Origin of the sequence: Ferrovibrio sp., assembly GCF_046297595.1 — a bacterium.
Lineage (GTDB): Bacteria > Pseudomonadota > Alphaproteobacteria > Ferrovibrionales > Ferrovibrionaceae > Ferrovibrio.
The window spans coordinates 70,385-83,622 of record NZ_JBKBHT010000009.1 but is presented as its reverse complement, the minus strand read 5'-3'; the positions used below and the strand labels follow the sequence as shown (position 1 = coordinate 83,622).

The following is a 13,238-nucleotide window of genomic DNA, read 5'->3' as shown; positions in this document are numbered from 1 at the left end:
CTGGCTCAGAGCTTAGCCATCGCCACCGCGGTATCCGACATACGGTTGGAGAAGCCCCACTCGTTGTCGTACCACGACAGCACGCGCACCAGATTGCCTTCCATCACCTGGGTCTGCTTGACGTCGAAGGTCGAGCTGGCCGGATTGTGATTGAAATCGCTGGAGACCAGCGGGGCCTCGTTGATGCCCAGCACGCCCTTCAGCTTGCCGGCGGCGGCCTTCTTCATCGCCTCGTTGATTTCCTCAACGGTGGTGTTGCGCTTGGCGATGAACTTGAAGTCGATCAGCGAGACATTCGGCGTCGGCACGCGGATCGCGGTGCCGTCCAGCTTGCCCTTCAGTTCCGGCAGCACCAGGCCGACAGCCTTGGCGGCGCCGGTGGTGGTGGGAATCATCGACAGGGCGGCGGCGCGGGCGCGATAGAGATCCTTGTGCATGGTATCCAGCGTCGGCTGGTCGCCGGTATAGGCATGGATCGTGGTCATGTAGCCCTTTTCGATGCCGACGGTCTCGTTCAGCACCCAGGCCACGGGAGCAAGGCAGTTGGTGGTGCAGGAGGCATTCGACACCACGGTGTGTTCGGCCTTCAGCTTGTCGTGGTTCACGCCATACACCACGGTCAGGTCGGCATTGGTGGCGGGCGCCGAAACCAGCACCTTCTTCGCGCCGGCGGTCAGGTGCAGGGCAGCCTTCTCCTTGTCGGTGAAGATGCCGGTGCATTCCATCGCGATATCGATGTTCAGCTCTTTCCACGGCAGCTTGGCCGGGTCGCGCTCGGCGGTAACCTTGATCCAGCCGCGGCCCACATCGATGGCATCGGCCTTGGTCTTCACCTCGCCATTGAAACGGCCATGCACGCTGTCGTAGCGGAACAGGTGGGCATTGGTTTCGACTGGGCCGAGATCGTTGATGCCGACCACCTCGATGTCCGTGCGGCCGTTCTCGATGATGGCGCGCAGCACATTGCGGCCGATGCGGCCAAAACCGTTAATCGCAACCCGTACCGTCATGGTTCTGTTCTCCGATGGGATAGCGTGGCGAGCGGGTGGGCGCCGGGCGCCCGGAACCGTCCTTTTTTCGGGGCTGGGTTTAGCCCCTTTGCGCCTGAGTCGCAAGGCGAGCCCGGCCGATTCCGAGCGGTAAACATGGGCTTTTCAGCTCCGGTTCATCAGACCAAAGGGGAAGGGGGTCCACCAGCCGGCCGGCAGACTGGCGGCGCGTAGACCGGCCCCGATCCATTCGTTGCAGGTCCGGATCGGGCTGTAACGGCCGACGGCTTCGTAAAAGGCGTCATTCCTGGCGAATCCCGCTCCGGCAATAGGCTGAGGGTCGCCCTGGGGGGTGGCATCGAACCCGGCCCGGATATAGGCCGCCAGAGCGTGGTATTGCAGCATGTCCACATCCAGCCGGCGAACACGATTCTGGCCGGAATTCCCAGAAGCTCGATCAGGTTCCGGTATGTGCATCACGTGCATCGCCGCAGGCCCACGTCCGAGCAGCGCGGCGATGGCCAGGTCCGGCCGCAGATCGGCCGGCCGCCGGGTGGCGAGATAAAAATCCCGGTCTCCCCAGCCAAAGGCGACATAGCTGGCGGCGGCAGTCTCGGGACCGGGAGGGTTCGGGGCCTGGCCCAGCCATTCCCGCCAGGTTTCCCCGCCGGGGCGGCCTGCCTGCTGATCCAGGGGGAGGGCCAGCCAGACATGCCAGCCATTGGAAATCAGATAGACCGGGATGCGATCGTGTTCGGGCAGTGGCCCACGGTGCGGCGCCGGAATCAGGCCCAGCACCAGTGCGGCGGCCCCATAAGACAGCGGCAGGGCGAAAGCACCAAGAATCAGGATCAGGATGACGTGGCGGAGGGTACGCATAGACGGGTTCTGCCGGCAAAATGTGGCAAGAATTGAGCCGCCGGCTTTTTTGGCTGCCGATAAACCCTTGCGGGTATTGCACCGGTAGTTAGTATCGACTTGGAATCCATAGGGAATCGCTTGGTGGGCACAAGAGCTGTCCGGGCGATATTGGGGGGTAAGAAATATGCGTAGCAGCAAATGGTTCGGCGCCGTGGCGGCGATGCTCGCCGCTGTTGTTTTCGGTGGCCCGGTTGCGGCCCAGACGGCCAAGGGCGGAGACGATCCGGCTTTTATCGCGTTCAGCGCCGGTTATCACGATCTGCTGGACAACCACGATGCCTTCGAGGGCCGGCTGGAATACCGCCATGATAAAAAATTCTGGATATTCAAGCCGTTCGTTGGCGCCATGGCGACCCATGAGGAGGCGGTCTATGGCTACGCCGGCGTGCTGGTCGATATTTACCTCGGCCGCCGCTGGGTGCTGACGCCGAGTTTCGCGCCTGGCGTATACCGCCAGGGCGATGGCAAGGATCTGGGCGGCGCCATTGAATTCAAGTCCCAGCTCGAGTTCAGCTACCGGTTCGATAACCGCTCCCGGCTCGGTATCGGTTTCAGCCATATGTCGAATGCCAGCATCTATGACAGCAATCCGGGCGTCGAAACTTTGTTTGTGACTTATGCCCTTCCACTGGGCGGTCGCTGAACAACCCGCTGGCTCAACGGGACTATCCGGCCGCGACTCCATGAATGACGCGCGGCCGGATGTTTTTTGACCGTCGGCATCCCTTCTGCCAGCTATGTGCGTATGTGCTCGGGCTTCTCGCGTTGCTCCCGGTCAGCGCGCAGGCGAAGGACGCGCTGATCTGGCTGAAAACGGAATGGCCTCCGGTCTTCGCGGCACGGGGGGACGGGTTCGGGGATCAGGCCCTGACCTGGCTGATTGACCGCCTGCCGGATTACGAACACAGCGTCCAAAGCCTCCCCCTGGCCCGTCTGCTCAAGACCCTGGACAACCGGGATGCCACGATCTGCGCCAGCGGCCTGGCCCGCAACCCTACCCGCGAGCAGCGCTATCTGATCAGCCGGGATTTCATGCATATGCCGGCGCTTGCCCTGGTGGTCAGGGCGGATGCCGTGGACGCTTTCGCCCGCTATCGCCGTGCCGATGGCGGCGTGGAGATGCGCCAGCTGCTGGCGCAGGATGGTCTGAAGGGCGGCATCAACGATAACCGGTCTTATGGCGCAACCTTGGATGCCATGCTTCAGGGCGCCCCGCTGGTGCGGCTGTCAAAGACCAGCAACATGGTATCGATGCTGGCGGCCAGACGACTCGATTGGGTGTTGCTGTATCCATTCGAGGCGACCCGGCAATCGCGGCAGGAAACGCCGGCGCCGGAAATCGCCGGGCTGCCGATCGCTGAGATTCCCGGCCTGATCGAAGGCGGCATCACCTGCAATCGAACGGCAGGGGGGCAGCGGGTCATTGCCGAGATCGATCGCCTGATCATGGCGAATCCATCATGGCCCTGGATGGCGCCGATGCTGGACTGGCTCGATCCAGAAACCCGCCGCCGGCTGGTCGCGCGCTGATCAGCCCACAATCCGGGCTGGATTCAGCCCAGCCATACGCCAGACATTCGCCGGCGACAGGCCGCCGGCCCGCAGGTCGCGCAAGGCAGGTGCATTCTTGCGTTTGGCAAGGCGTTCGCCGCTGTCGTCGGTCAGCAGGCGGTGGTGAGCGTAGGCTGGTACCGGCCAGTCGAACAAGGCCTGTAGCAGACGATGCAGGTGCGTGGCAGGCAGCAGGTCGGTTCCTCGCGTAACCAGTGTAACGCCCTGCAGCGCGTCGTCATGGGTGACGCAGAGGTGATAGCTCGCCGGCGTTTCCTTGCGTGCCAGCACCACGTCGCCAAAACCGTCCAGCAGCAGGCCCGGCGTCACCGCCTGTGCCCCTGCGGTCTCGTCATGCCAATGCAGTGGCCAGCCGGGAATCCGGCTGCAGGCGGCTGCCATGTCCAGACGCAAGGCATAGGCTTCGCCGGCCGCCATGCGATCAACGCGCTCAGCGGGATCCAGATGTCGGCAGGTGCCGGGGTAGACCGCACCTTCGAAACCGTGCGGTGCCTGGCCGGCGGCCGCGATTTCGGCCGCGATCTGCTTGCGCGTGCAGAAACAGGGATACAGCAGGCCCTGTTCCTGCAGGGTCTCGATGGCCTGGCGGTAGTCGGTGAAATGCTCGGACTGGCGGCGCACCGGCTGCTCCCAGGTCAGGCCCAGCCACGCCATGTCATCGAAGATCGCATCGGTGAATTCCGGCCGGCAGCGCGTGAGGTCGATATCCTCGATCCGCAGCAGGAATCGTCCGCCCGCCTCGCGTGCGCGCAGAAAGGCGATCCCGGCCGCATAGGCATGGCCCAGATGCAGATAACCGGTCGGACTGGGCGCGCAGCGGGTGACAATAGGTGAGGGCATCGGCCAGAGTATGCAGTAGGATTCGCAGGGACAGTTATGGCAAAGCCGCCGCCAAAGACAAAGCCCGATAACCGCAAACGCACGCAGGAGGCGCTGGCGCAGCTTTGCGTCCGCGAAACCAAGTTTGCCCAAGCGCTCGAACTGGTCGGTTTCGTGGTTGACCGGCGTCGCCCGGCCGATTTCGCCAATCTCTGCCGCATCGTGGTGGAACAGCAGATTTCGGTCGCGGCAGCCAACACCATCTGGGGTCGGCTGGAGGCCGCCGTGCAGGGCCGCGCCAACGGCGTGTTCAGCCCTGAGCGGCTGCTGAAACTCAGCGAGCCGCGCCTGCGCGCCTGCGGCCTGAGCCGACCCAAGGCCGCCTACCTGCGCAACATGGCCCGTGCCGTGAAGTCAGGTGCGCTCGATCTCGGCATCCTGCCGAAACTGGAAGATCATGCCGCCATCGCCATGCTGACCGAGGTGAAGGGTATCGGGCGCTGGACGGCGGAAATCTTCCTCATGTTCGCGCTCGATCGCGAGGATATCTGGCCGGCGCATGACGTTGCCCTGCAGGAAGCCGCCAAACGCCTGTTCGAACTGCCGGCGCGGCCGGATGTGAAGGCGATGGATGCCATGGCGGAGGCGTGGCGTCCGCATCGCGGCGTCGCCGCGCGGCTGCTCTGGCATTATTATGCCGTGACGCTGGGCCGCGTGACGACGGATCGGGCAGCAGCCGGAGCAAGGCCATGATCGATGGACCCAGACTCAAGCCGTTGCAGGGGAATGCCCGGCATCTCGTCGTGCTGCTGCATGGTTATGGTGCCGATGGCAATGACCTGATCGAACTCGGCGCGCAATGGCGGCACCTGCTGCCGCAGGCGGCTTTTGTCGCGCCTCATGCCCCGGGGCATATCTTCGGTTTCCCGCCCGGCCTGGGCGGTGGCCGGCAATGGTTTGGCCTCGATAGTTACGATCCCGAGTTGCTCCGTCGCGACCCGCATCATGCGGCGCAGATCTACGCCGCCATGCAGACCGCCGCCGAAGACGTGGCGCCGCAACTCGATGCCTTTCTGGATGCCGAACTCAAACGTCATGGCCTGTCCGGAGACCGGCTGGCGCTGGTCGGTTTCAGTCAGGGCACCATGATGGCGCTGCATGTCGGCCTGCGGCGCGAGCCAACTCCGGCCGCGATTCTCGGCTATTCCGGCGCCCTGCTGGGTGGGCGCCTGCGCGAGGAAATCCGCGGCCGGCCACCGATTCTGCTGATCCATGGCGATGCCGACGACATTGTGCCGATCGAGGCGATGTTCGCCGCCCTGCAGGGCCTGACGGATGCCGATTGCCCGGCCCGGTTCCATGTCTGCCCGGGACTGGGCCATGGTATCGATCCCGACGGTCTGCAGCTTGGCGGCGCCTTCCTGGCCGAGGCTCTGGCGCGCCCTATGTAACCCTGAACAAGGGTGCCGCGGGCCTTACAAAATAAGGTAGTTGTCATGATGCGGTAACCCCGCATATGGTAATGCAGTGCAGCGCAACCAGGACCGGGGGAACAATGAACCCTGAGAGTTGTCCAGCGTTAGTGTTGAATGCGGATTACCAGCCGCTGTCCTATTTCCCGCTGTCGGTCTGGCCGTGGCAGGAAGTGGTGAAAGCGGTGTGTATGGATCGTGTCACCATCCTGTCGGAATACGATCAGGAAATCCGCTCTCCCAGTTTCCGTATGCGGCTGCCCAGCGTGGTGGCGCTCAAGCGTTATATCGCACCGGCCCGCAGGCCCGCTTTCACGCGATTCAATCTGTTCCTGCGCGACCGGTTCTCCTGCCAGTATTGCGGCAGCCGCCATGAACTGACCTTCGATCACGTCATCCCCCGTTCGCGCGGCGGGCTCACGCGCTGGGACAATGTGGTGGCGGCCTGTGCTCCGTGCAATCTGGCCAAGGGCGGCCGCATGCCCGATGACTGCCACATGCATCCGCGCATCAGGCCGCATGTGCCAAGCGTGCAGGAACTGCAGCGCAATGGCCGCGCTTTCCCGCCCAACTACCTGCATGAAAGCTGGCGCGACTTCCTGTACTGGGACAGCGAACTGGAACCGTAAGGCGATTATACCCGTTCGGACAGCCAGATGGCGCCGCGGGTGATTGCCTTGATTCCCCTGGACAGCAGATCGTAAGCCGGCGCCTCATGTGCGCCTTCGGCCCGCGCAGTGTCGCGATGTTCGATCTCGTCGGCGCGGAATTTCTCGATCAACTCGCGCAGCTCCGGCTCTGATTCGCCCAGAGCCTCGATCTGACGCGTGTAGTGAGCATCGATCACTTCTTCCACGGCCTCGGTGCAGGCCATGGCGGCCTTTTCGCCCAGCAGCGCGGTGGCGGCGCCCATGGCGAAACCGCCGACATGCCAGAGCGGCGACAGCAGGGTGGGGCGCACCTGGCGCTGCGGCAGCAGGCGCGAGAAGGCATCGAGATGCTCCTGCTCCTGCTTGGCCATGTGGCGGATGGTGGGAGTGGAGGGCGCCTGCTTCAGGACCGCGAGCTGGCCTTCGTAAATGCGCTTGGCGCCGTATTCGCCGGCATGGTCGACACGCAGGATGCGTTCCAGTAGCTGGCGCGGATCTGGGTCGCCGGCGAGGCGGGCTTTTTTGTCATGCGTGAACGGCTGCATCACTTGCTCTCCTGCCCGGCGCGTTTCGTTGCCAAGGCACCAAAGATCACGAGGCAGGCCGACCATAACACGTTCCAGCCGGCCATCGAGAGGCCGATGAAGCGGAAGGACACTTCGTCGCAGCGGGCCACCGGTGCAGTCAGCAGCTGGGCGCGCAGGGCTTCTATGCTGTTCGGCGTGGGCCCGCCGCCGCAGCTGGTGAGGCCCTGCCACCATTTTTCCTCGACGCCCACATGGAACACCGCGATGCCGCCACCGACCATAATGCTGAGGGTTGCCAGCGCCAGCAGGGCCGGTCGCAGGCGCGGCAGCGCCAGGGCGGCCAGGCCGAAGGCGATGGCCACCGCATAAGGCCAGCGCTGCCACAGGCAGAGCTGGCACGGCGCCAGGCCGAAGCCATATTGCGCGATGAAGACCATGCCCAGTGTCGCAGCGCTGACCAGCGCGATCAGGAAGCCGGAGCGGGCCGGAGCAAGCAATGCGGTAGTAAGGGAATGGTTCATGATTCTGCCAGGAGTCAGACCAGGTATTTGATCACTACAAAGCTGCCGATCAAGACGATGACGAATATCCACATCAGAACCACCAGCCGGCGTTCGATGAAGTCCCGGATCGGCGGACCGAACTTCCACAGCAGGCCGGCAACCAGGAAAAAGCGGGCACCGCGCGAGATCACCGAGGAGATCACGAAGACGGCGAAGGCGAAATGGGTCGCGCCGCTGGCGATGGTGGCGACCTTGTAGGGCAGCGGCGAGAAGCCCATCAGCAGGACGACCGCTATGCCATATTTATCGTAAGCGGCCTCGAAGGCGCTCCATTTCTCGGCATAGCCGTAGAAGTCGATGATGGCCTGTCCAACGGTTTCGATCAGGAAATAGCCGATGGCATAGCCGGCGATGCCGCCGATAACGGACGCGATCGTGCAGATCAGGGCATAACGCCAAGCCTGATCGCGATTGGCCAAGCACATCGGGATCAGCATCACGTCCGGCGGGATCGGAAAGAACGAGCTTTCCATGAAGGACACGACGGCCATGGCGCGGTGCGCCTTCGGGCGGGCGGCCTGGCGCATGGTCCAGTCATACAGTTTGCGAAACACGGCTTAACGGGGCTCCAGCCACGGTCGGAATGCCGAAGTGTATGGCGCAGGTACTAAGGCTTGTCCATGCGCCCCGCCCCCGCAGGGCAATGACAAGACTGTGTTTTCTTGGTCTTTATTCGGCGGTGTCGGCCAGCCGGAGCCAGTAATGGCTGTCGCCATGGGCCATGGCGCGGTAGCTGCGGGGGGTGACCCCAAACCGTTCGCGGAAGCTGCGGCTGAAATGGGTCGAGGAGTTGAAGCCCCAGGCGAAGGCGATTTCGGTGATCGAGCGGTTCCGCATGGCCGGATGGGCCAGATCCTGGCGGATGCGTTCCAGCCGCGCCTGCCAGATATGGCTGTTCAGGGTTTCCTCTTCATCGGCGAACAGCTTGTGCAGATAGCGCTTCGAACAGCCGATTGCCGCAGCGATGCGGTCCAGCGACAGCATCGGATCATGCAGATGCGCGTCGATATAGGCCTTCACGCGGTCTCGCGTGGTCTCGCGCAGGGCGATGTCCGTGCTGTTGCCCATATGGTCGAAAGCGGCCAGGCGCACCAGGTGCGACATGGTTTCGGCCATGTCGTTGCCGTCGCTGCCTGCGGTAACGGCCGGCATCTCGGCGAAGGCGGAGGCAAGGAAATCATAGGCCAGACGGCCCACGCCGTTGCGGCCGGAAAACCGCCGCACCACCAGATTGTCGAGGTCGAGGCCAAGGCGGGTGAGGCGGTCGCGCGGCAGCAGCACGGCATGCTGGCGGATCGCCTCGGGATTGGAAACGATATAGGAGCGTGTGGTGTCGTAGATGCTCCATTCGCCGGGCGAGAGTACGACCTTGCGGCCATTCTGTTCGAAGCAGGCCGAGCCTTCGATCTGCGCGACGATCTTCACATAGCCGCGGTCGTCCTGGCGGATCAGGGTGTTCGTGCGCACCACGCGATGCCGGCTGGCCTTGATATCGAGCATTTTGAGGCCGCCGAGATCGCCGATCTCCAGGCGGCCATCGAATCGTCTGTCGCCAAAGGTGTCGAATTGCAGGCGGCCGATATGGCGCCAGACGAAATCGCCCCACAGCGCCAGCCGTTCCGCCGGTGCCACTTCCGCGGTCGAGACGACCGAGAGCGCGCCCACTTTCCCTCCCTAGGGTGTTTATTGGATGTCCAACAATATTAATGTAGCCCGACGCAAAGCACAGGGTAAGCCCTTTCCGTACATTCGTGCGAATAGCGCGCAAAGTTGGGGATGCCTGGTCCAGGGATAAGGTTTTTGGGCTGATTTTTCAGGGAAAATAATTTCATGGTCGGGCGGGCCGGCAGGCGCTTCCGCTGGTCCGGCGGTTGATTAAGCCGGCTGCTTGGGTAATATCCGCGCCGCAAACCGGCAGCGGTTTGTCGGCCCCAGTGGTGGAATTGGTAGACGCGACAGACTCAAAATCCGCCGCTTATCGTTTCAACTAGGCGAAACTTTCCCAAACCCCCGAGAGATCGAAGAGATTTCTCGGGGGTTTTTGTTTTTCCCGTCCGTTCGACTTGAGGAACGGACATTGCGTCCCACCCCATTTGTGACCGTCACAGCGTCACAGACGCGAACACAGCGCGACCGCCAATAGGTTGCCGCATAGAGCAGCCCAAACGCCGGGCCCCCATTGGGTTGCCGCTAAGACCGAGGGGTCATTCAGAGGGAGTAATAGAAATGGATAACCTACAGGACATCGTTCTGTGGAACCGTCAGGCTGACCTTGAGAGGAAGATGCAGGGCCTCGGAGCGGAGCGCTTCCGTGCCGCCCTCGCCAAGGCGAAGGAGAATGGCCGGGAGTCCGAGGTCGGTGCCGGCATGGGCCTGCTGAAGCAGGTGGTCGCGCCCCTCTCGAAGGCCATCGCTGACTTCGTGGCCGCTGCCAACTCCGGCAAGGCCGGGCGCAGGCACCTCGCCTACAAGTACATCGCCAACATGGACCCGACCATGGTTGCCTACCTCACCGCCAAGTCGGTGATCGACAGCCTGTCCAAGATGCAGACCCTTCGGTCGGCGGCGATGCACGTCTCCCGGACCATCGAGTACGAAGCCCGGTTCGAGAAGTTCGAGGCGGAGAAGGGTGCCCTGTTCGCCAAGATCAAGGCCGACCTCGACAAGCGGGGCCAGTCCCGGGATCACCAGCACACCGTGCTGGTGCATGCCATGAACAAGGCCGAGGTCGAGTGGAAGACGTGGCCGGAGACTGACCGTCTGCACCTCGGCATCAAGCTGATCGAGCTGCTGATGGAAAGCACCGGGATCGTCCGGGTCTATTACAAGACCCTCGGCAAGAACAACACGCAGCCCTTCGTGACTGCCACCGACGAGGCCATCAACCTGCTCTCCGAGCGCAACGCCCGGTCGGAGCTGATGATGCCGGTCTACCTGCCATGCGTCATGCGCCCGAAGCCGTGGACCGGCCCGTTCGGCGGCGGCTACTGGACCAACTCGGTCCCGCCGCTGACCCTCGTGAAGACCCGGAGCCGGGGCTATCTCGAAGAGCTGAAGCACATCGACATGCCGGAGGTCTATGGTGCAGTGAACGCATTGCAGGACACCGCATGGCGGATCAACACCCGCGTGCTGGATGTCGCCCGTGCCCTGTGGGATCGCGGCGCGACCGTCGCTGGCCTGCCAGCCCGTGACGTGCAGGACATTCCGGCCAAGCCCGCCGACATCGAAACCAACGAAGAGGCGCGGAAGGAGTGGCGTCGTGCTGCTGCCAAGGTGTATCAGGTGAACGCCAAGCAGTTCAGCCAGCGCATCCAGACCAACAAGATCATCAGCATCGCGGAAGAGTTTGAGAAGGAGGAAGCCCTGTACTTCCCCTACCAGCTCGACTTCCGTGGTCGCATCTACGCGGTGCCGCTGCTGCTCAACCCGCAGGGTAACGACCTGGCGAAAGGGCTGCTGACGTTCGCCCATGGTGCGCCCATCGAAGACGGCGTGGCTGCCGGCTGGCTGGCGATCCACTGCGCCAACACCTATGGCTATGACAAGGCCGCGCTCGCAGACCGCATCGCGTGGGTCGAGGAACACGAAGACCTGATCCTGTCCTGCGCTGCCGATCCGCTGGCGAACCTGTGGTGGACCGAGGCGGACAAGCCGTTCCAGTTCCTCGCCGCCTGCTTCGAGTGGGCAGGCTTTCAGGAGCAGGGCTTCGGCTATGTGTCGTCGCTGCCCATCGCCATGGATGGCTCGTGCAATGGCCTGCAACACTTCAGCGCCATGCTGCGTGATCCTGTCGGCGGCGCAGCCGTCAACCTCCTGCCTTCCGACCGGCCCGAAGACATCTACCAGCGGGTGGCAGACAAGGTGATGGACAAACTGCGGCGCGACCTTTCGAGTAACGGAAAGGAGACGGAGCTGGCGAAGCTCTGGCTGGACTTCGGCGTGGACCGGAAGATCACCAAGCGCCCCGTGATGGTGCTGCCCTACGGCGGCACCTACATGGCCTGCCTCAAGTACGTCGCGGCTGCCGTGGACGAGAAGACCAACGGCAACCCCGAGCGCATCTTCGGGGAGCGCGTGCGCGAGGCTACGGTGTACCTGTCCAAGCTGATCTGGCAGTCCATCGGTGAGGTGGTCATCGCCGCCCGCGAGGCAATGAGCTGGTTGCAGAAGGCAGCCCGGCTCGCTGCCAAGGAAGGACTGCCCATCACTTGGCGGGTGCCGTCCGGGTTCCCGGTGCAGCAGGCGTATTGGGATGTGACCGAGCGGCGGGTGAAGACCCGGCTGAACGGATCGCTGGTCTACCTCCGGCTCCATGAGCAGGTGGACAAGATCAGCGAGGCGGACCAAGCCAGCGGGATCGCGCCCAACTTCGTCCACAGCCTCGACGCTGCGGCGCTGGTGGGTTGCGTGACCAAGGCTCGGGAGCAGGGGATCACGAGCTTCGCCATGGTGCATGACAGCTACGGCACCTTGGCGGCGCACACCGACCTGCTCGGTCAGTGCCTGCGGGCTGCGTTCGTGGAGCTGTACGAGAACCACGATGTGCTGGAAGACTTCCGCCAGAACATCCTCGACATGCTCTCCGACGAGCGCCGGGAGAAGCTGCCGCCGATCCCGGACAAGGGCGAGTTGGACATTCGCCAGGTGCTGGAGTCCGACTTTTTCTTTGCCTGACCTTTCGACAAGTTGAACAGTTCCCCGGGCTAACAGGTCCGGGGAATTGGTTGCCACTAAGACCAACCCAAACGCACCACGGAGGTGGACATGAGGAACGCAACAGTCGTCATCCGCTACGGGGCCGGCATCAACACGGTCACCGTGGACGGTCGGGTATTCGACCGCAACGCCATGGACAAGGAGCAGCGGTTCAACTTCCGCCGCGCCTTCGTCAAAGCCTTCGCTGACGAGCGCCAGCCGAAGAGGCAGGAGCGCCGCCGCAAGGGCCGCAACCGGAAGCGGGGGTGAGCCATGCGTATCCCGGAAATTCGTGAGCGCCTGCAACTGCTGGCAATCCTGCACGGCATCCCGGAGCTGGAGGTGCTGGCCGATGAATTGAAGCGGCGGTCGTCAGGGAAGCGCCCGCCGCGTGTGGCGCAGCCGATGACGCCGCAACTGGCACAGACCATCCGGCAGTACGCTGCGCTCAACCCCGATGTCCCCCAATACGAGATGGCCCGGGTCTTCAATGTCAACCCGGGGCGTGTCTCGGAAGCCCTCAGAGGAACATGCCAGTGAAGCACATTCAGACCTTCCAGATTTACGAGGCTGAGAACGGCCTCGTGATCCGCAAGGGCGAAGACTTCGCTCGCCAGAACCCGGGCGAGACGATGATCGCCAACGACATTTCCGAAATGGTCAACCTGATCGCGCACGAGGTGGCGGCGAAGACGAACCCACCGGCCAAGGTGAAGCTCCGCCGAAGCCCGGCGCAGATCATCCGCGACATGGAGCGCAATCGTGAACCGTGATCTGTTCAACAACGCCAACCTGAAGGATGTCGGCATCGCCGCCATGTCGGTGATCGACCGGCTCCAGCTTCACCAGCCGCATGTGCAGATGGCTGCGGCTGCCGTCGTCTTCCTCGGGCTGTCCGAGCATTGGGGCATCCCCGCGCAGGACGTGTTCACCGCCGTCAAGAACATGATCAACGACGGCGAGGGCAAGCGCCCCGAGTACACAGCAGTCCGCGAGTACATCCGTCACGAGCTGTGACGCCGGGCGA

General features: G+C 63.4%; 17 protein-coding genes. 10 read left to right on the top strand and 7 right to left on the bottom strand.

Translation table 11 applies throughout. From position 1 onward, the window contains the following. Nucleotides 1-5 precede the first annotated feature (5 nt). Nucleotides 6-1,010 carry a type I glyceraldehyde-3-phosphate dehydrogenase gene (gap, locus tag ACK4FJ_RS18805; RefSeq protein WP_409768272.1) on the bottom strand — a complete coding sequence of 335 codons (1,005 nt, stop codon included), beginning with the start codon at nt 1,008-1,010 and terminating at the stop codon, nt 6-8. Nucleotides 1,011-1,154: 144 nt separating this feature from the next. Next, nucleotides 1,155-2,048 (bottom strand): DUF2459 domain-containing protein, encoded by an 894-nt coding sequence (locus tag ACK4FJ_RS18800; RefSeq protein ID WP_409768271.1) that lies wholly within the window; start codon nt 2,046-2,048, stop codon nt 1,155-1,157. Between ACK4FJ_RS18800 and ACK4FJ_RS18795 the strand changes: the two genes are divergently transcribed. Then, nucleotides 2,035-2,553 (top strand): acyloxyacyl hydrolase, encoded by a 519-nt coding sequence (locus ACK4FJ_RS18795; protein WP_409768270.1) that lies wholly within the window; start codon nt 2,035-2,037, stop codon nt 2,551-2,553. The genes ACK4FJ_RS18800 and ACK4FJ_RS18795 overlap by 14 nt on opposite strands. 104 nt (nt 2,554-2,657) lie before the next feature. After that, a complete protein-coding gene (locus ACK4FJ_RS18790) occupies nt 2,658-3,440 on the top strand; it encodes a hypothetical protein (RefSeq protein ID WP_409768269.1) in 783 nt (260 codons plus the stop codon). On the opposite strand, the gene gluQRS is transcribed toward ACK4FJ_RS18790, so the two are convergent. After that, nucleotides 3,441-4,322: a tRNA glutamyl-Q(34) synthetase GluQRS gene (gluQRS, locus tag ACK4FJ_RS18785; RefSeq protein WP_409768268.1), complete on the bottom strand. Its 882-nt coding sequence runs from the start codon at nt 4,320-4,322 to the stop codon at nt 3,441-3,443. It abuts the gene before it with no gap. Between the two features lie 36 nt (nt 4,323-4,358). Between gluQRS and ACK4FJ_RS18780 the strand changes: the two genes are divergently transcribed. The 3 genes from ACK4FJ_RS18780 (at nt 4,359) to ACK4FJ_RS18770 (ending at nt 6,402) form a co-directional block, all read left to right on the top strand. Then, a complete protein-coding gene (locus ACK4FJ_RS18780) occupies nt 4,359-5,054 on the top strand; it encodes a DNA-3-methyladenine glycosylase family protein (RefSeq protein ID WP_409768267.1) in 696 nt (231 codons plus the stop codon). Next, a complete protein-coding gene (locus tag ACK4FJ_RS18775; protein ID WP_409768266.1) occupies nt 5,051-5,752 on the top strand; it encodes an alpha/beta hydrolase in 702 nt (233 codons plus the stop codon). Before ACK4FJ_RS18780 ends, ACK4FJ_RS18775 begins: the two co-directional genes overlap by 4 nt. 104 nt (nt 5,753-5,856) lie before the next feature. Further along, on the top strand, nt 5,857-6,402 hold the full coding sequence (locus ACK4FJ_RS18770; RefSeq protein WP_409740366.1) for an HNH endonuclease: 546 nt from the start codon (nt 5,857-5,859) through the stop codon (nt 6,400-6,402). A 5-nt stretch (nt 6,403-6,407) separates the two neighbouring features. On the opposite strand, the gene ACK4FJ_RS18765 is transcribed toward ACK4FJ_RS18770, so the two are convergent. The 4 genes from ACK4FJ_RS18765 to ACK4FJ_RS18750 form a co-directional block, all read right to left on the bottom strand. Further along, the gene (locus ACK4FJ_RS18765) at nt 6,408-6,968 is read right to left on the bottom strand and encodes a demethoxyubiquinone hydroxylase family protein (protein WP_409768265.1); all 561 of its coding nucleotides are present in this window, start codon (nt 6,966-6,968) and stop codon (nt 6,408-6,410) included. After that, entirely contained in the window at nt 6,968-7,471 is a 504-nt protein-coding gene (locus ACK4FJ_RS18760; protein ID WP_409768264.1) for a disulfide bond formation protein B, read from the bottom strand. Before ACK4FJ_RS18760 ends, ACK4FJ_RS18765 begins: the two co-directional genes overlap by 1 nt. A 14-nt stretch (nt 7,472-7,485) precedes the next feature. Then, on the bottom strand, nt 7,486-8,067 hold the full coding sequence (locus ACK4FJ_RS18755; RefSeq protein ID WP_409768263.1) for a YqaA family protein: 582 nt from the start codon (nt 8,065-8,067) through the stop codon (nt 7,486-7,488). 115 nt (nt 8,068-8,182) lie between these two features. Continuing rightward, nucleotides 8,183-9,178: a helix-turn-helix domain-containing protein gene (locus tag ACK4FJ_RS18750; protein WP_409768262.1), complete on the bottom strand. Its 996-nt coding sequence runs from the start codon at nt 9,176-9,178 to the stop codon at nt 8,183-8,185. Nucleotides 9,179-9,739: 561 nt separating this feature from the next. Between ACK4FJ_RS18750 and ACK4FJ_RS18745 the strand changes: the two genes are divergently transcribed. The 5 genes from ACK4FJ_RS18745 to ACK4FJ_RS18725 all read left to right on the top strand — a co-directional run bounded on the left by ACK4FJ_RS18745 (nt 9,740) and on the right by ACK4FJ_RS18725 (nt 13,228). After that, on the top strand, nt 9,740-12,190 hold the full coding sequence (locus tag ACK4FJ_RS18745; RefSeq protein ID WP_409768261.1) for a DNA-directed RNA polymerase: 2,451 nt from the start codon (nt 9,740-9,742) through the stop codon (nt 12,188-12,190). 90 nt (nt 12,191-12,280) lie between these two features. Next, entirely contained in the window at nt 12,281-12,481 is a 201-nt protein-coding gene (locus tag ACK4FJ_RS18740; protein WP_409768260.1) for a hypothetical protein, read from the top strand. 3 nt (nt 12,482-12,484) lie between these two features. Then, nucleotides 12,485-12,751 carry a hypothetical protein gene (locus ACK4FJ_RS18735; protein ID WP_409768259.1) on the top strand — a complete coding sequence of 89 codons (267 nt, stop codon included), beginning with the start codon at nt 12,485-12,487 and terminating at the stop codon, nt 12,749-12,751. Continuing rightward, nucleotides 12,748-12,984: a hypothetical protein gene (locus ACK4FJ_RS18730; protein ID WP_409768258.1), complete on the top strand. Its 237-nt coding sequence runs from the start codon at nt 12,748-12,750 to the stop codon at nt 12,982-12,984. The genes ACK4FJ_RS18735 and ACK4FJ_RS18730 overlap by 4 nt, the downstream gene beginning before the upstream one ends. Further along, complete coding sequence (locus ACK4FJ_RS18725) at nt 12,974-13,228, top strand: hypothetical protein (protein WP_409768257.1); 255 nt, start codon at nt 12,974-12,976, stop codon at nt 13,226-13,228. The genes ACK4FJ_RS18730 and ACK4FJ_RS18725 overlap by 11 nt, the downstream gene beginning before the upstream one ends. Nucleotides 13,229-13,238 lie beyond the last annotated feature (10 nt).